This window comes from Roseateles sp. FW305-36, assembly GCF_058787015.1.
The window spans coordinates 215,566-238,305 of sequence record NZ_JBYSZK010000004.1 but is presented as its reverse complement, the minus strand read 5'-3'; the positions used below and the strand labels follow the sequence as shown (position 1 = coordinate 238,305).

The window sequence follows — 22,740 nt, the reverse complement described above, 5'->3', positions numbered from 1 at the left end:
CGCCATGGCGACCTCCACATCCAAGTTCGACCTGAACGCCTGGTTTGCAGATCTCGCAAGCCAGTTCCAGGGCCTCAATCCCAAAGAGCCCGGCCAGTGGCCGCTGCTGCCCAAGCTCGCGGCCTCGCTGGTCGTGATGCTGGCCGTGGCCATCGCGGGCTATGTCTTCGTGCTGTCCGACGTGCAAGCCGGCCTGGATGCCGAGCGCGACCGCGAGCCGCAGCTGCGCCAGGACTATCACAACAAGCTGGGCCAGGCCGTCAACCTGCCCGAGCTGCGCAAGCAGAAGAGTCAGGTCGAGGAATACGTGACCCAGCTCGAGAAGCAGCTGCCCGGCAAGGCCGAGATCGACTCGCTGCTGTCCGACATCAGCAGCGCCGGCGTCGGTCGCGGCCTGCAATTCGAGCTGTTCCGCCCCGGCCAGGTCGTGGTCAAGGACTACTACGCCGAGCTGCCGATCGCGGTCAAGGTGTCGGGTCGTTATCACGACATCGGCGCCTTCGCCGCGGACGTGTCCAATCTGTCGCGCATCGTCACCCTGCACAACCTCGTCGTCGTCGCGCCGCAGGGCCCGCGCGACGCGAACGGTGCCCTCAGCATGGAAGCCACGGCGCGCACCTATCGCTACCTCGATGCCGGCGAAGTCGCCGAGCAGAGGAAGGCCGCGGCCAAGACGGCGGGAGCCAAGAAATGAAGCGCCTGCTGATGCCCCTCGTCGTGCTGCTGCCGCTGGCCGGTTGCGGCAGCGACATGGACGAGTTGCGCCAATGGATGGCGCAAGAACAGAAAGAAGCCAAGACGACGGTCACGCCGCTGCTGCCGCCGAAGAAGTTCCTGCCGCAGCCCTATGAGTCGGCTGCCGGCGTGGACCCCTTCAGCCCGCAGAAGCTCAGCGTCGCGATCAAGCAGGAGGCGGCGCAGCCGAACTCGTTGCTGACGGCCGAGATCAGCCGGCGCAAGGAGCCTCTTGAGGCGTATCCGCTGGACGGCATGAGCATGGTGGGCAGCCTGACGCGTGAGGGCAAGCGCTATGCGCTGCTGCGCGTCGACAACCTGCTGTATCAGGTCAAGGCCGGGGAATACCTCGGCCAGAACTTCGGCCGGATCACCAAGATCAGCGAGACCGAAATCACGTTGCGAGAAGTCGTCCAGGACGCTGCGGGCGAGTGGATCGAGCGCACCAGTACCCTCCAGCTACAGGAGAAGGGACGATGAAGACACTGCAGGAGAACAAGTCGATGGGCCGTGGCTGGTTGCTGGGATTCGCGCTCACGCTGCTGGCTGTGCCGGCGGCTTGGGCGCAGACGCAGATACGCGCGATCAACACCAGCCAGCAGGCTGGCGTGGAGATCGTGCGCATCGAACTGAGCGAACCCCTGGCGGCCGTGCCGACGGGCTTCACGGTCCAGACGCCACCGCGCATCGCCCTCGATCTGCCGGGCGTCGTGAACGGCATGGGCCGCAACCAGGTCGACATCAACCAGGGCAATCTGCGCTCGGCCGCCGTGGCCCAGGCGGGTGAACGCTCCCGGGTGGTGCTGAACCTGCGCCATGCGTCGAACTACAGCGCCAAGCTGGAGGGCAACGCCCTGGTCGTCGTGCTGGATGCGGCAGCGCAGGTGGCGCCTGCCGCCGCCACGGAACCCGTCCATTTCGCGCAGAGTCTGAACGCGGCGCCCCAGGCGCTGCGGGACATCGACTTCCGCCGCGGTGCGGACGATGCCGGCCGCATCATCGTCAACCTGCCGAGCAACCAGGTCGGTGTCGACATCCAGCAGCAGGGCCAGACCCTGGTCGTGGAATTCCTGCGCTCCAGCCTGCCCGAGAACCTGCGCCGCAAGATCGACGTGGTGGACTTCGGCACGCCGGTTCAGGCCATCACGACGTCGCAGTCTGGCGACCGCGTGCGCATGGTGGTCGAGCCCAAGGGCAACTGGGAGCACAGCGCCTACCAGAGCGACAACCAGTTCGTGCTGGAAGTCCGGCCGATGAAGATCGACCCGAACAAGCTCACCCAAGGCCCCGGCTACGCGGGTGACAAGCTGTCGCTGAACTTCCAGAACATCGAAGTGCGCGCCCTGTTGCAGGTGATCGCCGACTTCACCAACTTCAACGTCGTCACCAGCGACACGGTGACCGGCAGCGTCACGCTGCGCCTGAAGGACGTGCCCTGGGACCAGGCGCTGGACATCATCATGCAGGCCAAGGGCCTGGGCCTGAAGAAGTCCGGCAATGTGCTGTGGATCGCGCCCAAGGACGAACTGGCCGCCAAGGAAAAGCTCGACCTCGAGTCCAAGGCCGCCATCGCCCAGCTCGAGCCGCTGCGCACCCAGTCCTTCCAGCTCAACTACGTGAGAGCCGAGGACATCGCCAAGGGCCTGACGGGCCAGGGCATCAGTTCCAGCGGCGGTAGCGGCGGGAGCAGCAGCAGCGGCACAGGTACGGGCACCCGCATCCTGTCCCTGCGCGGCAGCGTCATCTTCGAGCCGCGCACCAACCAGCTCTTCGTGTCCGACATCCCGAGCAAGCTCGAGGAAATCCAGGCCATGATCGTCAAGATCGACATCCCGGTTCGCCAGGTGCTGATCGAGGCGCGCATCGTCGAGGCCAACGACAAGTTCGGTCGCGCGCTGGGCATCAAGCTCGGCGCCAACGACCTGCGCGGCCAGCAGGGGGGCATTCCCGGCTACAGCGTCGGGGGCGGCAACTACGTGACCCTTGGCGGCAACTACAGCGCCGTCGGCTCGCAGACCAACCAGGGCGCCGCGACCAACTACAACAACACGCAGTTCATCAACCTGCCGGCCAACACCTCGTCCGACGCCTTCAGCGGCGGCACGGCGGCCCAGGTGGCCCTGTCGCTGTTCAGCGCGACGGCGAATCGTTTCCTGAACCTGGAGCTCTCCGCCCTCGAATCCGACGGCAAGGGCAAGGTCGTGTCCAGCCCGCGGGTCATCACGGCCGACCAGGTCAAGGCACTGATCGAGCAGGGTGAAGAACTGCCCTACCAGGTGGCCACCGCCAGCGGGGCGACCTCGGTGCAGTTCCGCAAGGCCAACCTCAAGCTCGAGGTCACGCCGCAGATCACGCCCGAAGGTGGCGTCATCCTGAGCGTGGACGTCAACAAGGACAGCCGCGGCACGCTGACGCCCCAGGGCTACGCGATCAACACCAAGCACGTCCAGACACAGGTGCTGGTCGAGAACGGCGGTACCGTCGTCATCGGCGGCATCTACACCCAGGACGAGGGTGAGACCATCAACAAGGTGCCGCTGCTGGGCGATGTGCCCATCCTTGGCAACCTGTTCAAGAACAAGACCCGCACGACGGCGAAGACCGAGTTGCTGATCTTCCTGACGCCCAAGGTCGTCAGCGAGCGTCAGACGGTGCGCTGAAGGATTCACTGAATTGACGATGTGTCGGCCTCGCTGGCTGCGCACGGGAGTGAAAAGAGATGTTGAAGTTTGATATTTGGAGCCGGTCTGCTTTGCTGGCCTTGGGCGGCGGTTTCATCGCCGCAGCCATCACGGCTTGCGGTGGTGGTGGCGGCAGCGCGGGAACGCCTGTTTTTGACGGCTCGGCGTCCAGCCCGGCGTCCAGCCCGACCGCGGCGAGTGCCGTGGCGGCAGACTTGGTCGTGGTGTTGAACAAGTCCGCGATGGTCAACTCCGGAACGGACTCGATCACCGCAACGGTCACGTCGATTGACGGCAACCGCGCTGCCATAGGCGTTGTCCCCGTCACCGTGGGCGCGAATGCGAATGCCGTGGTGACGGCCAACGGCACGGCGACCGATGCCAAGGGCGTACTGACGGCGACCATCACCCAAGGTTCGGACTCGTCCGTTCGACCGGTGACGCTCACCGTCAAATCGGGTTCAGTCACGCGTACGGTGACCTTCGACATCGTCCAGAACTCGGCGCCGACCACGCCGCAAGCGGCGCGCCTGACGCTGAGCCTGAGCGCGTTCAGCGTCACCAATTCGGGCAGCACGGAGGTGACCGCCACGGCAGCCGCCATCGATTCCAACCAGAATGCCGTGGCTGGCGTCCCGATCCAGCTGTCGGTGGCCGATGGCGCGCCACTGGTGGCCAATGCCCCGAGTTCATTCCTCATCGCGAACGCGACTCAGACGGGTGCCAACGGGCAGGTGAATGGCACGGTCAACATCGGCTCGAATCATTCCAATCGCACGGTGACGGTGACGGCACAAAGTGGTGGACTGACCGCCACCGCGGCCTTCCAGGTGACCGGTACCCAGTTCACCCAGGCCAGCCCTGTGCCCTCGGTCGTGACGGCCGGCCAGGCAGGCAAGGTGCTCTACACCCTGTCGGATGTGAACAACAATCCGATGCGCAACATTCCCATCACCGTGTCGGGCAATGGCGTCACGACCCAGTCGGGCACCACCAATCTGAACGGCGACTTCACCTTCAACTACACGGCGCCCAACGCGCCGGGCGACATCCTGCAGTTCAAGGCCGTGGCGGGGGGGATTGAATCCCCGGTTACCGTGACTATCGCGGGTGGCGCGACGACGGTGCCGCCCGCCGGATCGACGCCCGTGTCCAAGACCTTGAACCTGTCGGCAGACGTGGTGTCGGTCAATACCGCGAACTCCAGTAACCAAGTGTCCATTTACGCCATCTTCCGCGATGGCAGCAATGCGCCCATCACCAATGTGCGCGTGCTGTTCGATGCGACGGGTGACAACGGCACCGGCTTCATCGGGTCGACGGACTACTCCAAGACGCCCCCGGTCAACAATTCGGTGCTGTCTGACCCCTCGGGGACGGCCACAACCACCTACAAATCCGGCGGCGTCAGCAGCCCCACGAACGGGGTCACGATTCGGGCTTGCTGGAAGACCAGCGATTTCGTGGCAGGAGAGACCGTGGCGACCTGCCCGGCCGCCAATCTGCTGACCACCACGCTGACCATCGTGTCGAATCCGGTCTCGATTTCCATCGGTACGGACAACACGATCACGAGTGGCCCCTCCGGCCTGACCTACGTCAAGAAATACGCCGTGCTGGTCGTCGACTCCGCCGGCAATCCCAAGCCCGACGTTCAGATCACGCCCTCGGTGGATCTGGGCGGCTACGGCAAGGGCAGCTATGTGTTCGACGATGTCAATGGCATCTATGTGCGCAGCGAAGCCACGCCACCCGCTCTTCCCCTATCCCAAGCGGGATACGTTACGGCCTTCTGCGTGAATGAGGACCTGAATCGCAATGGTGTCATCGACACCGGCGAAGACGCCAACGGCAACAAGCAGCTTGATCCCCGCAAGTCCGACGTGGCCATCACGCTGGTCGGCGCCACCAAGACCGACGCCAATGGCGTGGCGGTGCTGCAGCTTGAATACACGAAGAATCTCGGCAGCTGGGTCAAGTTCAAGATCACCGTGACCGCGGCAGGTGTCTTGAGTCCGCCGGCCTACTATCCCATTGGCGTTCCTGTGGCTCTGCCGTCGTTGTCTTGGAGTGCCTTGAGCAAGGCCCGGGATCAGGCGAAGGACTACCTTTCCACCTATGAATGGCTGTCAGTCGCACAGACGGATATGACTGTCAAGACCGTGCCGCCGGCATTCCAGGTCAGCCCTTATCGTGTGTCCACCGATTGCGAATCACCCAACTGATGTGATCGCCCTGGTGGGCATGCCCGGCGGTGGAAAATCCACCGTCGGCAAGCAACTGGCACGCCAAATCGGCGTGCCTTTTGTCGATTCGGACCATGAAATCGAGCAGCGCATCGGCGGCTCCATCAAGCAGTTCTTCGAGCGCCATGGCGAGGACGCCTTCCGGGACGTCGAAACCGAAGTCATCGCCGAGCTGATCGGCCGCTCCGGCGAGTGCGTTCTGGCCACCGGTGGCGGAGCGGTGCTGCGCGAGCGCAACCGCGAACTGCTGCACAACGGCGCGACGGTGCTCTATCTGCGCTCCACGCCCGAGGACCTGTTCCGCCGCCTGCGCCACGACACGACGCGGCCGCTGCTGCAGGTGCGCGACCCACTGGCCAAGCTGCGCGAACTGCACCAGCAGCGCGACCCCCTGTACCGCCGCTGCGCCCACTACGTGCTGGAGAGCGCCCGCCCGTCGGTGCATGCGCTCGTCAACATGGCGCTGATGCAGCTGGAACTGGCAGGCCTGCTCGACCCCGCACGCGTCGCCGCCACCGTCGGCGCCGAGCCGCTTTGATGCCGGCTTGACGGGAAGCGGAGGGCCGCGGCCGAGGCGCCTCTTACACTCGGCCGCATGCCCGCCACCGATACCGTCCGCATCCAGCTTCCCGACGACCGCGACTACGAAATCCGCATCGGTTCGGGCCTGCTGGACGAGCCCGCCAGCTGGCAGCAATTGCCCAGGGCGGCTGCAGCCGTCATCGTCAGCAACGAGACCGTGGCGCCGCTGTATGCCGCTCGTCTGCGCGGGCGCCTGCTGGCCGTCTACAAGCGCGTCGACCTCGTCGTGCTGCCCGACGGTGAGCAGCACAAGGACTGGGCCAGCTTGAATCGCATCTGCGACCACCTGCTCGGCGAGGCCCTGGACCGCAAGACCGTGCTGTTCGCGCTCGGTGGCGGCGTCATCGGCGACATGACGGGCTTTGCGGCCGCCATCTATATGCGCGGCGTGCCCTTTGTGCAGGTGCCCACGACGCTGCTGGCCCAGGTCGACTCCTCGGTGGGTGGCAAGACGGCCATCAACCATCCGCTGGGCAAGAACATGATCGGGGCCTTCTACCAGCCCGAGCGTGTCATCGCCGACCTCGACACGCTGGACAGCCTGCCCGACCGCGAACTGCGCGCCGGCTTGGCCGAGGTCATCAAATACGGGCCCATCGCCGATGCGGCCTTCCTGTGCTGGATCGAGGACAACCTCGATGCCCTGCTGGCCCGTGACAAGGCGGTGCTGGGCTATGCGGTGCGGCGCAGCTGCGAGATCAAGGCCGACGTCGTGGGTCAGGACGAGCGCGAGCAGGGCCTGCGCGCCATCCTGAACTTCGGTCACACCATCGGCCATGCCATCGAGGCCGGCATGGGTTACGGTGCCTGGCTGCACGGCGAGGCCGTCGCTTGCGGCATGGTGCTGGCGGCCGACCTGTCGCAGCGCATGGGCCTGATGCCGGCGGATTTCGTCGCCCGCCTGAAGCGGCTTGTCGAAAGGGCAGGGCTGCCGGTGCAGCCGCCCAAGCTCGGTGCCGAGCGCTATCTGTCGCTGATGCGCGTGGACAAGAAGGCCGAGGCGGGCGAGATCCGTTTCGTCCTCATCGAGGCGCTGGGCCGGGCCGGCCTGCACTCGGTGCCGGACTCGCGCATCGTCGAGACGCTGGTGGCCCACGGAGCGGCTTGAGATGTCGCCAACGCGCCCGGCCTACGCCGCCGACCCGGCGCGCAGCCGTGGCCGCCGCTTGGCTGAACCAGCCGCACCGACTCGCAGTGACTTCCAGCGCGATCGCGACCGCATCATCCACAGCACGGCTTTTCGTCGCCTGGTCTACAAGACCCAGGTCTTCCTCAACCACGAGGGCGACCTGTTCCGTACGCGGCTGACGCACTCGCTGGAGGTGGCCCAGCTCGGCCGCTCCATCGCCCGCAGCCTGGGCCTGGACGAGGACCTCGTCGAAGCCGTCGCCCTGGCCCATGACCTCGGCCACACGCCCTTCGGCCACGCCGGGCAGGACGTGCTGGACGACTGCATGAAGGGCCACGGGGGCTTCGAGCACAACCTGCAGTCGTTGCGGGTCGTCGATCACCTCGAGCAGCGCTACCCCGAGTTCGACGGTCTCAACCTCTGCTTCGAGACGCGCGAGGGCATCCTCAAGCATTGCTCGCGTCGCAATGCCGAGCTGATCGAGGTGGTCGAGCCGGACGGCATCGCAACCCGCTTCTTGAAGGGTGGCCAGACCAGCCTGGAAGCCCAGCTCTGCAATCTCGCCGACGAGGTCGCCTACAACGCCCATGACGTCGACGACGGCGTGCGCTCGGGTCTGATCGAGCTGGAGCAGCTGCTGGAAGTCGAGCTGGTGCGCGAGCACTGGCAGGCCTCGCGGGATGCTCATCCGGCACTGGCGGGCAAGCGCCTGTTGTTCGAGACCATACGCCGCATGCTGTCGGCCCAGGTCTACGACATCATCGACGCCACGCGTGCCGCCCTGGCCGAAGCCGCTCCTGCCGACGTCGAGGCCGTGCGCCGTTCCGACAAGCCGCTGTTGCGCTTCAGCCCGGACATGCGCACCAAGAGCACGGCGCTGAAGCGCTTCCTGTTCGCCAACCTCTACCGCCACCCTCAGGTGCAGTCCACCCGGGCTCGTGCCGAGCAAGTGCTGCGCGACCTGTTTGCAGCCTACTCGTCCGACGCGAGCCAGATGCCCGCCGATTTCGCCGATCGCCCCGACCGTGAGCGCGCCTGCGCCGACTACATCGCCGGCATGACCGACCGCTTTGCGATTCGCGAGCACCTGAGGCTGACGGGGAAGAGTCTGTTCTGAGAAATTGGGGTCGGAGTCGATTATCCTGAACGCTTCCAATCCGGCTGCTGTGCCGCAAGGAATGCATTCATGGCTCGTCTCCCTCGCCTGATCCTGCCGGGTCAGCCCCACCACGTCATCCTGCGCGGCAACAACCGCCAAGCCATCTTCTTCAGCGATCACGACCGCCAGCACATGCTGGCGACGCTGGGTGAGGTTGCGGCCCTGTACCGGGTTGCCATCCACGCCTATGTGCTGATGGACAACCACCTGCACCTGCTGCTGACACCGCCCGAGGCCGACGCTCTCAGCCGCATGATGCAAGCCCTCGGCCGGCGCTATGTGGCCTGGTTCAACACCCGCCACCAGCGCAGCGGCACGCTCTGGGAAGGGCGGTTCCGGGCGGGGCTGATCGAGGGCGAGCGTCATCTGCTGGCCTGCATGCGCTATATCGAGCTGAATCCGGTCCGCGCCGGGCTGTGCCAGGAAGCTGCGCAATGGCCGTGGTCCAGCGCTGCCCACCATTTGGGGCGGACGCGCAGCCCGCTAGTGACGGAGCACGAGCTGTATTGGTCGCTTGGCAACACACCCTTCGAACGCGAGCATGGCTATGCCGAACTGATGGGGCAGGGCACCACGGCGCTGGAGCAACAGCAGTTCACCGAAGCGGTGCTGCGTGGGCGGCCGGTCGGCAGCGCGACCTTCCTCGACGCCCTGGCCGACGTCTGTCCGAAGGTCGCCGTCAAACGGCCGCGCGGCCGCCCTCGGAAAGCGCTGCTTCCGACGGCACCTGGCGAATCGCCGTGAATGACGACACTCTGGCCCCAATTAAATCTTGGTGACGCCATGGAAAATAAATATTCGACTCCGACCCCAATTTAATCAAGTTGCCGCATTTGCTGCACTGCATTAATCTCGCGCCCTGTTGTGTTCCAGGAGGGCGCCATGAGCCACGCCGCGCAGATTCAAGCCGAGATCCAAGACCTTGCCGAACATGGGCTCTACCGCGCAACCAATGAGAAGGACGCCTGCGGCCTGGGCTTCGTGGCTCATATCAAGGGCCAGAAGGCGCACCACATCGTCCAGCAGGGTCTGAAGATCCTCGAGAACCTGGACCACCGCGGCGCGGTCGGTGCCGACAAGCTGATGGGCGACGGCGCCGGCATCCTGATCCAGATCCCGGACGAGTACTACCGCGCCGAAATGGCCCAGCAGGGCATCAACCTGCCGCCGCCCGGCGAGTACGGCGTCGGCATGATCTTCCTGCCCAAGGAGCACGCCTCCCGCCTCGCCTGCGAACAGGAACTGGCCCGCGCCATCAAGGCCGAAGGCCAGGTGCTGATCGGCTGGCGCGATGTGCCGGTGGACCGCGACATGCCGATGTCGCCCACGGTGCGCGAAAAGGAGCCGGTGATCCGCCAGATCTTCATCGGCCGCGGCCCGGACATCATCGTGCCCGACGCCTTGGAGCGAAAGCTCTACGTCATCCGCAAGACGGCCTCCAGCGCCATCCAGGCCTTGAAGCTCACGCACAGCCGCGAGTACTACGTGCCGTCGATGAGCTGCCGCACCGTCATCTACAAGGGCCTGCTGCTGGCCGACCAGGTCGGCAAGTACTACCTGGACCTGGCCGACCGGCGCGTCACCTCGGCCATCGCCCTGGTGCACCAGCGTTTCTCCACCAACACCTTCCCCGAGTGGCCGCTGGCCCACCCCTACCGCATGGTCTGCCACAACGGCGAGATCAACACGGTCAAGGGCAACTTCAACTGGATGCGCGCCCGCGAAGGCGTCATGAAGTCGCCGGTGCTGGGCGACGACCTGAAGAAGCTCTACCCCATCAGCTTCGAGCACCAGTCCGACACGGCCACCTTCGACAACGCCATCGAACTGCTGACCATGAGCGGCTACCCGCTCGCCCATGCCGCCATGATGATGATCCCGGAAGCCTGGGAGCAGCACGAAGGCATGGACGAGCGCCGCCGCGCCTTCTACGAGTACCACGCCGCCATGATGGAGCCGTGGGACGGCCCCGCCGCCATGGCCTTCACCGACGGCCGCCAGGTCTGCGCCGCACTCGACCGCAACGGCCTGCGCCCGGCCCGCTACTGCATCACCGACGACGACCTCGTCGTCATGGCTTCCGAGTCCGGCGTGCTGCCGATTCCCGAGGCCAAGATCGTCAAGAAGTGGCGCCTGCAGCCCGGCAAGATGTTCCTCATCGACCTCGAGCAGGGCCGCATCGTCGACGACGAGGAACTGAAGAACCAGTTCGCCAACGCCCGTCCCTACCGCCAGTGGATCGAGAACGTCCGCGTCAAGCTGGACGACATCGAAGTGCCCGAAGCCGGCCGCCCCGGTTTCACGACGACGCTGCTGGACCGCCAGCAGGCCTTCGGCACCACGCAGGAAGACATCAAGTTCCTGCTCGCCCCCATGGCCGCCAATGGCGAAGAGGGCATCGGCTCCATGGGCAACGACTCGCCGCTGGCGGTGCTGTCGGGCAAGAACAAGCCGCTCTACAACTACTTCAAGCAGCTCTTCGCCCAGGTCACGAACCCGCCGATCGACCCGATCCGCGAGAACATCGTGATGTCGCTGAACAGCTTCATCGGCCCCAAGCCGAACCTGCTGGACATCAACGCCATCAACCCGCCGATGCGTCTCGAAGTCAGCCAGCCCATCCTGGACTTCGACGACATGGCCCGCCTGCGCGGCATCGAGGCGCCCACCCACGGCAAGTTCAAGCCCAGCGAGCTGGACATCACCTACCCGCGCGACTGGGGTCGTGCCGGCGTGGAAGCTCAGCTGGCTTCGCTGTGCGCCTCGGCCGTGGACGCCATCAAGACCGGCCACAACATCCTCATCATCACGGACCGCCACCTCAGTGCCGACCGCATCGCCATCCCCGCGCTGCTGGCCCTGTCCGCCGTCCACCACCACCTGGTGCGTGAAGGCCTGCGCACGACGGCCGGCCTGGTCGTCGAGACCGGCACCGCCCGCGAGGTGCACCACTTCGCCGTGCTGGCCGGCTATGGCGCCGAAGCCGTCCACCCCTATCTGGCCCTCGAGACGCTGGAAGCCATGGGTGACGAGCTGCCGGCCAAGCTGAGTGCCGAGCAGGCCCGCTACAACTACATCAAGGCAGTGGGCAAGGGTCTGTCCAAGATCATGTCCAAGATGGGCATCTCGACCTATATGTCCTACTGCGGCGCGCAGATCTTCGAGGCCATCGGCCTGAAGGCGGACTTCGTCGAGAAGTACTTCCGCGGCACGGCCACCCAGGTCGGCGGCATCGGCGTGTTCGAGGTGGCCGAGGAAGCCATCCGCATGCACGAGGCCGCCTTCGGCGACGACCCGCTGCTGGACAGCATGCTGGAGACCGGTGGTGAGTACGCCTGGCGCACCCGCGGCGAAGAACATATGTGGACGCCGGACGCCATCGCCAAGCTGCAGCACAGCTCGCGCAGCGGCAAGTTCGAGACCTACAAGGAATACGCCCAGATCATCAACGACCAGAGCAAGCGCCACATGACGCTGCGCGGTCTGTTCGAGTTCAAGTTCGACCCCGCCAAGGCCGTGGCGCTGGAGGAAGTCGAGTCGGCGGCCGACATCGTCAAGCGCTTCGCCACCGGTGCCATGTCGCTGGGCTCCATCTCCACCGAGGCCCATGCCACGCTGGCCGTCGCCATGAACCGCATCGGCGGCAAGAGCAACACGGGTGAGGGCGGCGAAGACCCGGCCCGCTACCGCAACGAGCTCAAGGGCATCAAGATCACCGGCGGCAGCAAGGTCGGCGACGTGCTCGGCCACAAGATCATGGAGGCCGACTACGAGCTCAAGGAAGGCGACAGCCTGCGCTCCAAGATCAAGCAGGTGGCCTCGGGCCGCTTCGGTGTCACGACCGAGTACCTGGTCAGCGCCGACCAGATCCAGATCAAGATGGCCCAGGGCGCCAAGCCCGGCGAAGGCGGCCAGCTGCCCGGCGGCAAGGTGTCCGAGTACATCGGCATGCTGCGCCACTCGGTGCCGGGCGTCGGCCTCATCAGCCCGCCGCCCCACCACGACATCTACTCGATCGAGGACCTGGCCCAGCTCATCCACGACCTGAAGAACGTCAACCCCAAGGCGGATGTGTCGGTCAAGCTGGTGTCGGAAGTTGGCGTCGGTACCGTCGCCACGGGCGTGGCCAAGTGCAAGGCCGACCACATCGTCATCGCCGGCCACGACGGCGGCACCGGCGCTTCGCCCTGGAGCTCCATCAAGCACTGCGGCACGCCGTGGGAGCTGGGCCTGGCCGAAGCCCAGCAGACCCTGGTGCTGAACCGCCTGCGCGGCCGCGTGCGCGTGCAGGCCGACGGCCAGATGAAGACCGGCCGCGACGTCGTCATTGGCGCGCTGCTGGGCGCCGACGAGTTCGGCTTCGCCACCGCGCCGCTGGTGGCCGAGGGCTGCATCATGATGCGCAAATGCCACCTCAACACCTGCCCGGTGGGCGTGGCCACGCAAGACCCGGTGCTGCGCAAGAAGTTCACCGGCCGCCCCGAGCACGTCGTCAACTACTTCTTCTTCGTCGCCGAGGAAGCGCGCCAGATCATCGCCCAGCTCGGCGTGCGCAAGTTCGACGAGCTGATCGGTCGCTCGGACTGGCTGGACACCAAGAAGGCCATCTCGCACTGGAAGGCCAAGGGCCTGGACTTCGCCCGCATCTTCCACCGTCCCAACGTCCCGGCCGACGTCGCGCGCATCCACAACGATGTGCAGGACCATGGCCTGGAGCGCGCGCTGGACGTCAAGCTGATCGAGAAGTGCCTGCCCGCCTTCGAGAAGGGCGAGAAGGTGCAGTTCATGCAGGAAGTGACCAACGTGCGCCGCTCCGTCGGTGCGCGCCTGTCCGGCGAGCTGATCCGCCGCAAGCCCGAGGGCCTGCCCGACCACACCATCTTCATCCAGATGGAAGGCACCGGCGGCCAGAGCTTCGGCGCCTTCCTGGCCCAGGGCATCAGCTTCTACCTGATCGGTGACGCCAACGACTACACCGGCAAGGGCATGTCCGGCGGCCGCGTCGTCGTGCGCCCCAGCATCGACTTCCGCGGTGACGCGACCAAGAACATCATCGTCGGCAACACCGCGCTGTACGGTGCGACGCGCGGCGAGGCCTTCTTCCGCGGCGTGGCGGGCGAGCGTTTCGCGGTGCGCCTGTCGGGTGCCACCGCCGTCGTCGAAGGCACGGGCGACCATGGCTGCGAGTACATGACCGGCGGCACCGTCGCCGTGCTGGGCAAGACCGGCCGCAACTTCGCCGCCGGCATGAGCGGTGGCATCGCCTATGTCTATGACGAGGACGGCCATTTCGCCAAGCGCTGCAACACCAGCATGGTGTCGCTGGAGAAGCTGATGACCTCGGCCGAGCAGGAAGCCGGCGTCGACAAGGCCATCTGGCACCGCACCAAGGGTGTCGACGGCGTGGACCGTGAGGCCCAGACCGACGAGGCCATCCTGAAGAAGCTGCTGGAGGACCACCACCGCTGGACCGGCAGCCAGCGCGCCCGCGACATCCTCGACCACTGGGCCGAGTCGCGCGCCAAGTTCGTCAAGGTGTTCCCGAACGAATACCGCCGGGCCCTGGGCGAGATCAACGCCGCCAAGGAAGCCGCACAAACCATCGCTCAGGCCAAGGCGCCTGAAGCCGTCACCGCCAAGGCCTGAGGAGAGGGAGCATGGGAAAAGTCACCGGCTTCATGGAGTACGAGCGCCTCGAGGAGGGCTACGAGCCCGTCGTCGCTCGCGTCAAGAACTACAAGGAATTCGTCATCGCGCTGAACGTTGACCAGGCCAAGCAGCAGGGCGCCCGCTGCATGGACTGCGGCACACCGTTCTGCAACAGCGGCTGCCCGGTCAACAACGTCATTCCCGACTTCAACGACCTGGTCTACAAGGGCCGCGCGGAAGACTGGAAGAACGCCATTCACGTGCTGCACAGCACCAACAACTTCCCCGAGTTCACCGGCCGCATTTGCCCCGCGCCCTGCGAGGCGGCCTGCACGCTGAACGTCAATGACGACGCGGTGGGCATCAAGTCCATCGAGCACGCCATCATCGACCGCGCCTGGGCCGAGGGCTGGGTGCACGCCCAGCCGCCCAAGGTCAAGACGGGCAAGAAGGTCGCCGTCGTCGGTGCCGGCCCGGCGGGCCTCGCCGCCGCCCAGCAGCTGGCGCGCGTCGGCCACAGCGTGACCGTCTTCGAGAAGAACGACCGCGTCGGCGGCCTGCTGCGCTACGGCATCCCGGACTTCAAGATGGAGAAGTCCCAGATCGACCGCCGCGTCGAGCAGATGAAGGCCGAGGGCGTGGAGTTCCGCACCGGCGTGATGGTCGCGACCCTGCCCGAAGGCAGCAAGGTCACCAACTGGGCCAAGGAAACCATCTCAGCCGACGAGCTGAAGAGCCAGTTCGACGCCATCGTGCTGACCGGCGGCGCCGAACAGTCTCGCGACCTGCCGGTGCCCGGCCGCGACCTGGCCGGCGTGCATTTCGCGATGGAGTTCCTGCCCCAGCAGAACAAGGTCAACGCCGGCGACAAGCTCAAGGGCCAGATCACGGCGGCCGGCAAGCACGTCATCGTCATCGGCGGCGGCGATACCGGTTCCGACTGCGTGGGAACAAGCAACCGCCATGGCGCCAAGAGCGTGACCCAGTTCGAGCTGCTGCCCCAGCCGCCCGAAGTGGAAGACCGCCCGATGACCTGGCCCTACTGGCCGATCAAGCTGCGCACCTCGTCCAGCCATGAAGAGGGCTGCGAGCGCGAGTTCGCCATCGCCACCAAGGAGTTCATCGGCGAGAAGGGCAAGCTGACCGGCGTCAAGACCGTGCGCCTGCAATGGCAGGGCGGCAAGATGACCGAGGTCGAGGGCAGCGAGCAGGTCCTGAAGGCCGACATCGCATTCCTGGCCATGGGCTTCGTGTCGCCGGTCGCCACCATCCTCGAGGCCTTCGGCGTCGACAAGGATGCGCGCGGCAACGGCAAGGCCTCGACCGAAGGCGCCAGCGCCTACAAGACCAATGTCGACAAGGTCTTTGCCGCCGGCGACATGCGTCGTGGGCAGAGCCTGGTGGTCTGGGCCATCCGCGAGGGCCGCCAGGCCGCCCGCGCGGTGGATGAATACCTGATGGGTTCGACGACGCTGCCGCGCTGAGCCAGCCGCCTCACCCCTGCAACGCGACCTCCGGGTCGCGTTTTTCATGGTGCCGTAGCAATTGCTTACCGGGGCCTGCCGTTCGTCGCGGCGGCGCGAACGCCCGTCGAGAAGCGGTGCCGCGGTGCGCAGTTTTGCACGACATTCACGCCGCCGCTGCCGCAGAATGCCCCGAAACGACCCCTTGACGGCCCATCTGGCGAGCGCAAAACGCTTCGTCTTCGCACCACAGGAAAGCCCATGTCCCAATTCGCGCCTCCTCCGGCCCAACGTGGCTTCACGCTGATCGAACTCATGATCGCCGTGGCCATCGTGGGCATCCTGGCCGCGGTGGCCGTGCCGCAATACAAGGACTATGTGCGCCGCGGCAGCCTGCCCGAAAGCTTCTCGCAGATGGCGGACTACCGCATCAAGATGGAGCAGTACTACCAGGACAACCGCAACTACGGGACCACGTCCTGCGCCGATGGTGGCGCTGCCCCGAGCTGGAACAACTTCGTTCCCAGCGGCGCCAAGAACTTCACCTATGCCTGCGCCACGACCGGGCAGGCCTACACCATCACCGCCACCGGCAAGACGGGCACGGTGTCGGTGGGGCATGTGTACACCCTCAACCAGTCCAACGGGCAGGCCACGACCACCTTCAAGGGCGTGTCCGTGAGCGGCAAGAACTGCTGGCTGGCCAAGGGCACCGAGTGCTGAGATGGACATGAAGCGGCCGGCCCTGCGGGGTGTCACATTGATCGAGCTGGTGGTGGTGGTCGCCCTGCTGGCCATGCTGCTCATGGCCGTGATTCCCAGCGCCAGCGCCTGGATACGCAACACCCAGATCCGCAACGTGGCCACGTCCATGCAGACCGGCCTGCAGCGCGCCCGGGCCGAGGCCATGCGGCGCAACACCAATGTGCGCTTCTCGCTCGTGAGCCTGAGCAACTCGGCGGTGATGGACAACAGCTGCGCGGTTGTCGAGGGCGGTCTGTCGTGGGTGGTCAGCCTGGACGACCCGGCCGGCAAATGCGCGACGGCGGTCAGCGACACGACGACGCCCCGCATCCTGGACAAGCAGGCCACCGGCACGGGCAGCAGCACGACTCAGGTCATTGTGGCCGGCAACGACGCCGCCAATGGCGACGCCGCGGTCGTCATCTTCGACGGCTTCGGCCGCGTCGTGGTCACCCCCGGCGCCCCCCCCATGGCCACCATCGACGTCGACAACATCGTCTCGGGCAATGACTTCCGGGCCTTGCGTGTCGTCATCGGGACGGGCGGCACCGTCCGGATGTGTGAACCCAAGATCACCGCCAGCAGTGATCCACGCAAGTGCTGACCCGCTGCACCCTGGAGTTCAAGGCATGAAAGCAAGCTCGAAACTCAAGCCCGGCCGCGGCCGGCACACCGGCTTTGCGATGCTCGAAGCCCTGGTCGCGCTGCTGATCTGCGCGATGGGCGTGCTCGGCGTCGTGGGGCTGCAAGGCGCCATGACGCGTGCCCAGACCTCCGCCACCTTCCGGGCCGAGGCGGCCTTCCTCGCGCAGCAACTGCTCAGCGAGATGTGGACCGACCGCGCCAACCTCGCCACGTACGCCACGGCCAGCTGCGGCGCACGCTGTGCCGACTGGCGGGCGCGTGTGGCGGCGCGACTTCCGAGCGGCCAGTCCACCGTGACCGTGACGAACACCGGGGTCGTGTCCATCGAGATCCGCTGGACGGCGGCCGGTGAATCGCAGAATCGATTCACCATGGCCTCGTCCATCAACTGAAGGCCGCTGCCGTGATGCTCCTGCATTCCAAGCTGACCCCCCACCGCACCGCGCTTGGCCGGGCGGCCGTGCGTGGCGTGACGCTCATCGAACTGATGATCGGGCTGCTGCTGGGCCTGGTCGTCGTGCTGGTCACCGCCCAGGTGCTGTCTTTCGCCGAAGGGCAGAAGCGCGTGACGACCGGTGGCGCCGACGCCCAGGTCAACGGTTCCCTCGGGCTGTACACCCTGCAGCGCGAGATCCAGATGTCCGGCTACGGCCTCATCAACGATCTGTCCGCGCTGGGCTGCCCGATCTCCGCCAACCATGCCACCGCCGGCCCCGCCAACTGGACGCTGGTGCCCGTGGTGATTGCCGCCGGCGCCAATGGCGCCCCCGACACCGTCACGGTCATGTATTCCGGTCGCAGCTATTCCGTGCCGGCCCTGGTGAGCGTCGACCACCCGATCACCGCGGATCGATTCACGCTGCGGTCGGCAGTGGGCGTCTCCGCGAACGACATCGTGATCGCCGTGCCCGCCAGCTACACCGCCACCAACTGGTGCGGCGCCTACCAGGTGACGGCGCTGGCCAACAGCAACCAGGCCGTGCATGGCGTCGCGTCGCCCTGGAACAGCGGTGCCCAGGTGGCACCGGCGGCGGGCTATTTCGCGGGCGACCGGCTGATCAATGCGGGTCAACTGGTGCGGCGCACCTTCGCGCTGGACGCCAACTACAGCCTGGTGCAGCGGACCCTGGACCTGAGCACGGGTGCGATGGTGTCGCAGGAGTTGTTCCCGCAGATCGTCACCCTGCGCGCCCTGTACGGCAAGGACACCGACGCCGACAACGTCGTGGACACCTACGACAACGTGACGCCCACCACCAACGCCGGCTGGCGGCAGGTGCAGGCCGTGCGCATTGCCATCGTCGCGCGCAGCAGCAGCTATCAGAAGGACGAAGTGACCGTGACCACGCCGAAGTGGGACGTCGGCAATGTGGCCACCGTCACCGGTGCGACCGCCTGCGGCAGCAGCAAGTGCCTGGACCTGACGGTCAGCGGCGTGCCGGACTGGAAGCATTACCGCTACTCGGTGTTCGAGGTGACGGCACCCCTGCGCAACGTGATCTGGGGACGATGAAATGATGAACTGCCACGCAACAACGCCGACCCGCTGGCAGCGCGGGGTTTCGCTGATCTTTGCGCTGATTGCCCTCGTGGTCATCTCCCTGGCGGCGGTGGCGCTGGTGCGATCGGTGGACACCACCTCGCTGGTCATCGGCAACCTCGGCTTCAAGCAGGACGCGACGTCGGCAGCCAGCCAGGCCGCCGAGTCGGCCGTCGCCTACCTGAACGCCAATGTCGGCGTCACCCTGCAGACCGACCAGTCCGCCTCCGGCTACTACGCCAGCAGCCGCGACTCGCTGGACGTGACGGGCCAGGGCTCCACCAGCAACACGCGGGCGGTGGTGGACTGGACCGGTTCCGGCAACTGCGCGCTCTACCCGGCGTCCAGTTTCGGCACCTGCGTGGCCCCGTCCGCCGAGATCAGCCTCAACGGCGGCGCGAACAAGGCGCGCTATGTCATCACGCGGCTGTGTTCGGCCGAAGGCGCGCCGTCGGCGGTCGACTGCGCAGTGCCGACCGGCTCGGCGCTCACGGGCGGCGGCAACAAGGGCGTGCAGGACTACAAGGCCGGCAAGGCGCAGGCCCTCGTCACGAATTCCCAGTATTACCGCATCGTCGTGCGCAGCACCAGCGCGCGCGGCACGGTCTCGTTCACAGAAACCATGGTCCAGCTGTAAGCCAAGCAGGAGATCAAGCATGAAAACGACCTCTTTTTTCCCTGGGTTGCGGCGCTTGGTTGCGGGCTTGCCCTTGCTGCTGGCCGCGGTGACGGCCAGCGCAGGCACGGCCGACCTGGCCGACCGCCCGCTGAGCAGCATGGCCAATGGCACGCTGGTGCGTTCCAACCTGATGTTCGTGCTCGACGACTCGGGTTCGATGGGCGACAACTTCTTGCCCGACACCGCGCCCACCAGCAACGTGTGCTTCGGGTGGGTCGGGTCCAACCTGATCTTCTTCGACCCCAACCGCAACTATCCGCCGCCGTTGAATCCCGATGGCACGTCGAAGCCGGATTCCAGCTTCACGGCCGCACCCGGCGACGGCTACCGGAGCGGCTCGGGCACCACCGACCTGAGCAACGACAACCCGGAAACGCCCAGTGTCGTCGGGGCCACCGTCGGCGTGCCCACCACGTCGGTCACCTCCGCGGTTTGCGGCGCCAAGGATAGCGGGGCCTGCGCCATCCCCGCCAGCACCTCCAACGCGAACTACGACAGCGCCAGCAACACGACGACCACCGTCGATACGGTCTACGCGCGCATCAGCGCGCCCGGCAAGACCTGCAAGAACGGCGTGGCGAACAGCTGTTCCATTCAGACCACCGTCACCACGACCAAGACCCAGGGCGACTACGGCCCCTTCCTGTGGGCGACGCCCAAGGCCGGCAAGGACGGCAGCAGCTGCGCGGGCGCCGATTTCGACGTCGTGCGCGCCCAGAACGCGACCGCCGCGCAGAAGCAGAACTACGCCAACTGGTTCACCTACTACCGCACCCGCATGCTGGCCATCCGGGCCGGTGCCGGCTTTGCCTTCGCACGCATCGACGCCTCGCGCTTCCGCGTCGGCTTCTCCAAGATCAGCGAGTACAACAATGGCGGCGCGGACGGAACGGGCTTCCTCAACATCCGCGACTTCGACGGCGGCACGCAGAAGACCGACTTCTTCACCCGCCTTTACGGCACGTCCGGCAGCAGCACCACGCCGCTGCGACCGGCGCTGGCGCGGGCGGGCCGCTACTTTGCGAACAAGCTGAGCGGGCAGACGGACCCGATGCAGTACGCCTGCCAGCGCAACTACACCATTCTCGCGACCGACGGCTACTGGAACGAGAGCAGCATCAAGCACCTGGACCTGAACGGCAACGTGGGTGTCGGCAACGTCGATGCTGGCGCGTCGGTGGCGCGGCCGATGCGCGACGAGGCCAACGGCGGTGTCGGCTACGCTGACACGCTGGCCGACGTGGCCCAGTACTACTACACGACCGACCTCCGCACCACGGCCCTGGGCAATTGCACGGGCTCGGTGGCCAACCAGGACGTCTGCGCCAACATCGTGCCGGTCGACACCAAGGACAACAACTCGGCCCAGCACATGACCACGTTCACGATGGGTCTGGGTCTGAGCGGGACCTTGACCTACGACAAGAACTACGAAACCCAGCGCAGCGGCGACTTCTACGACATCAAGCAGGGCACCAAGGTCTGGCCCCAGCCGATATCCAACACGGTGACGGCCGTCGATGACCTCTGGCACGCCGCCGTGAACGGCCGGGGCACCTATTACAGCGCCGGCAACTCGTCGGAAATGGCTGCCAGCCTGGTGGATGCGCTGACCCGCATCGACGCGGCCACCGGCAGTTCGGCCGCGGCGGCCACCAGCTCGCTGACGCCGTCGGCGGGCGATGACTGGCTGTTCATTCCGCTGTACACCACCAAGACCTGGGACGGCACCGTCAACGCGTTCAAGATCGACACCGGCACCGGCGCCATCATCAACCCCGGCACGCCGATCTGGTCGGCCTCGGATCGCATCAAGACCCAGGCCACGCGCACCATCCTGTTCAACAACGGCAGCAACACCCTCGTGAGTTTCACCGAGGCCAACCTGACCACGGCCGGCAAGGTGGCCAGCTTCCAGAACCTGTGCACCGTGGGCGCGGAGAAGCTGAGCCAGTGCACGACGATGGACCCGACCGCCAAGACCAAGGCGACGGCCGCCAATCTCATCGACTATCTGCGTGGCACCACCACCTACGAGCAGTCCGCCAATGCCGATGCCGACAAGGTCTTCCGCACCCGCACGGGGCCGATGGGCGACATCGTCAATGGCGCCCCCGTCTACGTGAAGAAGTCGCCCATGAGCCTGGCCGACGCGGGCTACAGCGCCTTCGTCACGAGCACGGCGAGCCGCCAGGGCGTGCTCTACGTCGGCGCCAACGACGGCATGCTGCATGCCCTCAAGGTCGCGAACGACCCGAACGACGCCACCGGCGGTACGGAACTGTGGGCCTATGTGCCTTCCATGGTCATGTCCAACATGTACCTGCTGGCCGACGCCGCCTATGAATCCAAGCACCGTTTCTTCGTCGACGGCGCGCCGGTCGTGGGCGACGTGTATGACGGCACGAACTGGCGCACCATCCTGGTGGGCGGCCTGGGCAAGGGCGGCAAGGGCTACTACGCCCTCGACATCACCGACCCGGCTTCCCCCAAGGCCCTGTGGGAGTTCTCCACCGACTCCGACCTGGGCTACAGCTATGGCAATCCCATCATCACCAAGAACAAGGCCGGCCGCTGGGTCGTCATGTTCACCTCGGGCTACAACAACGCCTCGGGCGTCGGCTATCTGTACGTGGTGAATGCCGTGACGGGCGCGCTGGTGGACGCCAGCAGCAAGATCGCGACGGTGGGCGGCACCCCCGGCACGCCCAGCAACCTGGGCAAGATCAACGCCTGGGTGGATGACGACACGCTTGCCGTCGCGTCGCGCGTCTATGGCGGCGACATGCTCGGCAATGTCTGGCGCTTCGACTTCGATGACAACTACGGCCTGCCCGGCAAGGAAAGCATGCTGCTGGGCCAGACCGGCAGCAACCAGCCCATCACGACCAAGCCCGTGCTGACCGAGGTCATCTATGGCAACTACAAATACCCGATCGTCTCGGTGGCCACGGGGCGCTACCTGGGTACCACGGACGTCGGCGACACGTCGCTGCAGTCCATCTACACCTTCAAGGATGACCTGACCGTGACCGGCCTGGGAGCCCTGCGCAGCAATGCCGGCATGGTCCAGCAGACGCTGAAGCCCGACCGCAGCGGCTTGGTGGCCGGCGCCACGATCAACTGGGGCACGCAAAAGGGCTGGTACGTCGATCTCAGCCTCACCGCCGGTGAGCGGGTCAACGTCGACTTCGACCAGCAGCTCAACCAGCTCATCGTCGCCAGCAACATCCCGCAGCCGACCGTCTGCTCGCCGGGCGGCACGTCCTGGCTCTACTACCTGGACGTCGGCTCCGGCAAGCCGCTGCTGACCTATTCCAGCACGACGCTGGTGGCGGGTATCACGACCATCGTCAGCTCCACCGGCAAGCTGCTGACCCTGGTGCAGCAGGTCGACGGCAAGAACATCTCCCGCGCAGGTGCAGACCCGGTCAATGTGCCCCCCGGCACCCTGCGGCGCACCTCATGGCGCGAGCTGATGAACTGAG

General features: G+C 66.2%; 16 protein-coding genes. All 16 read left to right on the top strand.

Annotated features, from left to right (window positions below; genetic code table 11):
- Positions 1 to 4: 4 nt before the first annotated feature.
- The 16 genes from AC3WOE_RS09680 to AC3WOE_RS09605 all read left to right on the top strand — a co-directional run bounded on the left by AC3WOE_RS09680 (position 5) and on the right by AC3WOE_RS09605 (position 22,739).
- Positions 5 to 694 carry a type IV pilus inner membrane component PilO gene (locus tag AC3WOE_RS09680; RefSeq protein WP_492690044.1) on the top strand — a complete coding sequence of 230 codons (690 nt, stop codon included), beginning with the start codon at positions 5 to 7 and terminating at the stop codon, positions 692 to 694.
- On the top strand, positions 691 to 1,215 hold the full coding sequence (locus tag AC3WOE_RS09675) for a pilus assembly protein PilP (protein WP_492690043.1): 525 nt from the start codon (positions 691 to 693) through the stop codon (positions 1,213 to 1,215). Before AC3WOE_RS09680 ends, AC3WOE_RS09675 begins: the two co-directional genes overlap by 4 nt.
- Complete coding sequence (locus AC3WOE_RS09670) at positions 1,212 to 3,395, top strand: type IV pilus secretin PilQ (protein ID WP_492690042.1); 2,184 nt, start codon at positions 1,212 to 1,214, stop codon at positions 3,393 to 3,395. Before AC3WOE_RS09675 ends, AC3WOE_RS09670 begins: the two co-directional genes overlap by 4 nt.
- 59 nt (positions 3,396 to 3,454) lie before the next feature.
- Positions 3,455 to 5,641 carry a hypothetical protein gene (locus AC3WOE_RS09665; protein ID WP_492690041.1) on the top strand — a complete coding sequence of 729 codons (2,187 nt, stop codon included), beginning with the start codon at positions 3,455 to 3,457 and terminating at the stop codon, positions 5,639 to 5,641.
- Positions 5,642 to 5,660: 19 nt separating this feature from the next.
- Positions 5,661 to 6,200, top strand: coding sequence for a shikimate kinase (locus tag AC3WOE_RS09660; protein WP_492690322.1), 540 nt, complete (start codon positions 5,661 to 5,663; stop codon positions 6,198 to 6,200).
- A 57-nt stretch (positions 6,201 to 6,257) separates the two neighbouring features.
- Positions 6,258 to 7,352, top strand: coding sequence for a 3-dehydroquinate synthase (gene aroB / locus AC3WOE_RS09655; protein ID WP_492690040.1), 1,095 nt, complete (start codon positions 6,258 to 6,260; stop codon positions 7,350 to 7,352).
- A 1-nt stretch (position 7,353) separates the two neighbouring features.
- Positions 7,354 to 8,490: a deoxyguanosinetriphosphate triphosphohydrolase gene (locus AC3WOE_RS09650; protein ID WP_492690038.1), complete on the top strand. Its 1,137-nt coding sequence runs from the start codon at positions 7,354 to 7,356 to the stop codon at positions 8,488 to 8,490.
- Between the two features lie 69 nt (positions 8,491 to 8,559).
- Positions 8,560 to 9,276, top strand: coding sequence for an REP-associated tyrosine transposase (locus AC3WOE_RS09645; RefSeq protein ID WP_492690037.1), 717 nt, complete (start codon positions 8,560 to 8,562; stop codon positions 9,274 to 9,276).
- 138 nt (positions 9,277 to 9,414) lie between these two features.
- A complete protein-coding gene (locus AC3WOE_RS09640; RefSeq protein ID WP_492690035.1) occupies positions 9,415 to 14,178 on the top strand; it encodes a glutamate synthase-related protein in 4,764 nt (1,587 codons plus the stop codon).
- Between the two features lie 11 nt (positions 14,179 to 14,189).
- A complete protein-coding gene (locus AC3WOE_RS09635; protein ID WP_492690034.1) occupies positions 14,190 to 15,665 on the top strand; it encodes a glutamate synthase subunit beta in 1,476 nt (491 codons plus the stop codon).
- Between the two features lie 240 nt (positions 15,666 to 15,905).
- Positions 15,906 to 16,367: a type IV pilin protein gene (locus tag AC3WOE_RS09630; RefSeq protein WP_492690032.1), complete on the top strand. Its 462-nt coding sequence runs from the start codon at positions 15,906 to 15,908 to the stop codon at positions 16,365 to 16,367.
- Between the two features lie 7 nt (positions 16,368 to 16,374).
- Entirely contained in the window at positions 16,375 to 16,992 is a 618-nt protein-coding gene (locus tag AC3WOE_RS09625; RefSeq protein WP_492690030.1) for a GspH/FimT family pseudopilin, read from the top strand.
- A gap of 25 nt (positions 16,993 to 17,017) precedes the next feature.
- Positions 17,018 to 17,425 carry a type IV pilus modification protein PilV gene (gene pilV, locus AC3WOE_RS09620; RefSeq protein WP_492690029.1) on the top strand — a complete coding sequence of 136 codons (408 nt, stop codon included), beginning with the start codon at positions 17,018 to 17,020 and terminating at the stop codon, positions 17,423 to 17,425.
- A gap of 14 nt (positions 17,426 to 17,439) precedes the next feature.
- Positions 17,440 to 18,546, top strand: coding sequence for a PilW family protein (locus AC3WOE_RS09615; RefSeq protein WP_492690027.1), 1,107 nt, complete (start codon positions 17,440 to 17,442; stop codon positions 18,544 to 18,546).
- A gap of 1 nt (position 18,547) precedes the next feature.
- Positions 18,548 to 19,210: a pilus assembly PilX family protein gene (locus AC3WOE_RS09610; protein WP_492690026.1), complete on the top strand. Its 663-nt coding sequence runs from the start codon at positions 18,548 to 18,550 to the stop codon at positions 19,208 to 19,210.
- A 19-nt stretch (positions 19,211 to 19,229) separates the two neighbouring features.
- The gene (locus AC3WOE_RS09605) at positions 19,230 to 22,739 is read left to right on the top strand and encodes a pilus assembly protein (protein WP_492690024.1); all 3,510 of its coding nucleotides are present in this window, start codon (positions 19,230 to 19,232) and stop codon (positions 22,737 to 22,739) included.
- Position 22,740: the final 1 nt, after the last annotated feature.

Excerpts from the sequence above, each read along its gene's own strand:
- AC3WOE_RS09680 (WP_492690044.1), top strand. The coding sequence starts at position 5 with ATGGCGACCTCCACATCCAAGTTCGACCTGAACGCCTGGTTTGCAGAT.
- AC3WOE_RS09675 (WP_492690043.1), top strand. The coding sequence starts at position 691 with ATGAAGCGCCTGCTGATGCCCCTCGTCGTGCTGCTGCCGCTGGCCGGT.
- AC3WOE_RS09670 (WP_492690042.1), top strand. The coding sequence starts at position 1,212 with ATGAAGACACTGCAGGAGAACAAGTCGATGGGCCGTGGCTGGTTGCTG.
- AC3WOE_RS09665 (WP_492690041.1), top strand. The coding sequence starts at position 3,455 with ATGTTGAAGTTTGATATTTGGAGCCGGTCTGCTTTGCTGGCCTTGGGC.
- AC3WOE_RS09660 (WP_492690322.1), top strand. The coding sequence starts at position 5,661 with ATGCCCGGCGGTGGAAAATCCACCGTCGGCAAGCAACTGGCACGCCAA.
- aroB (WP_492690040.1), top strand. The coding sequence starts at position 6,258 with ATGCCCGCCACCGATACCGTCCGCATCCAGCTTCCCGACGACCGCGAC.
- AC3WOE_RS09650 (WP_492690038.1), top strand. The coding sequence starts at position 7,354 with ATGTCGCCAACGCGCCCGGCCTACGCCGCCGACCCGGCGCGCAGCCGT.
- AC3WOE_RS09645 (WP_492690037.1), top strand. The coding sequence starts at position 8,560 with ATGGCTCGTCTCCCTCGCCTGATCCTGCCGGGTCAGCCCCACCACGTC.
- AC3WOE_RS09640 (WP_492690035.1), top strand. The coding sequence starts at position 9,415 with ATGAGCCACGCCGCGCAGATTCAAGCCGAGATCCAAGACCTTGCCGAA.
- AC3WOE_RS09635 (WP_492690034.1), top strand. The coding sequence starts at position 14,190 with ATGGGAAAAGTCACCGGCTTCATGGAGTACGAGCGCCTCGAGGAGGGC.
- AC3WOE_RS09630 (WP_492690032.1), top strand. The coding sequence starts at position 15,906 with ATGTCCCAATTCGCGCCTCCTCCGGCCCAACGTGGCTTCACGCTGATC.
- AC3WOE_RS09625 (WP_492690030.1), top strand. The coding sequence starts at position 16,375 with ATGAAGCGGCCGGCCCTGCGGGGTGTCACATTGATCGAGCTGGTGGTG.
- pilV (WP_492690029.1), top strand. The coding sequence starts at position 17,018 with ATGAAAGCAAGCTCGAAACTCAAGCCCGGCCGCGGCCGGCACACCGGC.
- AC3WOE_RS09615 (WP_492690027.1), top strand. The coding sequence starts at position 17,440 with ATGCTCCTGCATTCCAAGCTGACCCCCCACCGCACCGCGCTTGGCCGG.
- AC3WOE_RS09610 (WP_492690026.1), top strand. The coding sequence starts at position 18,548 with ATGATGAACTGCCACGCAACAACGCCGACCCGCTGGCAGCGCGGGGTT.
- AC3WOE_RS09605 (WP_492690024.1), top strand. The coding sequence starts at position 19,230 with ATGAAAACGACCTCTTTTTTCCCTGGGTTGCGGCGCTTGGTTGCGGGC.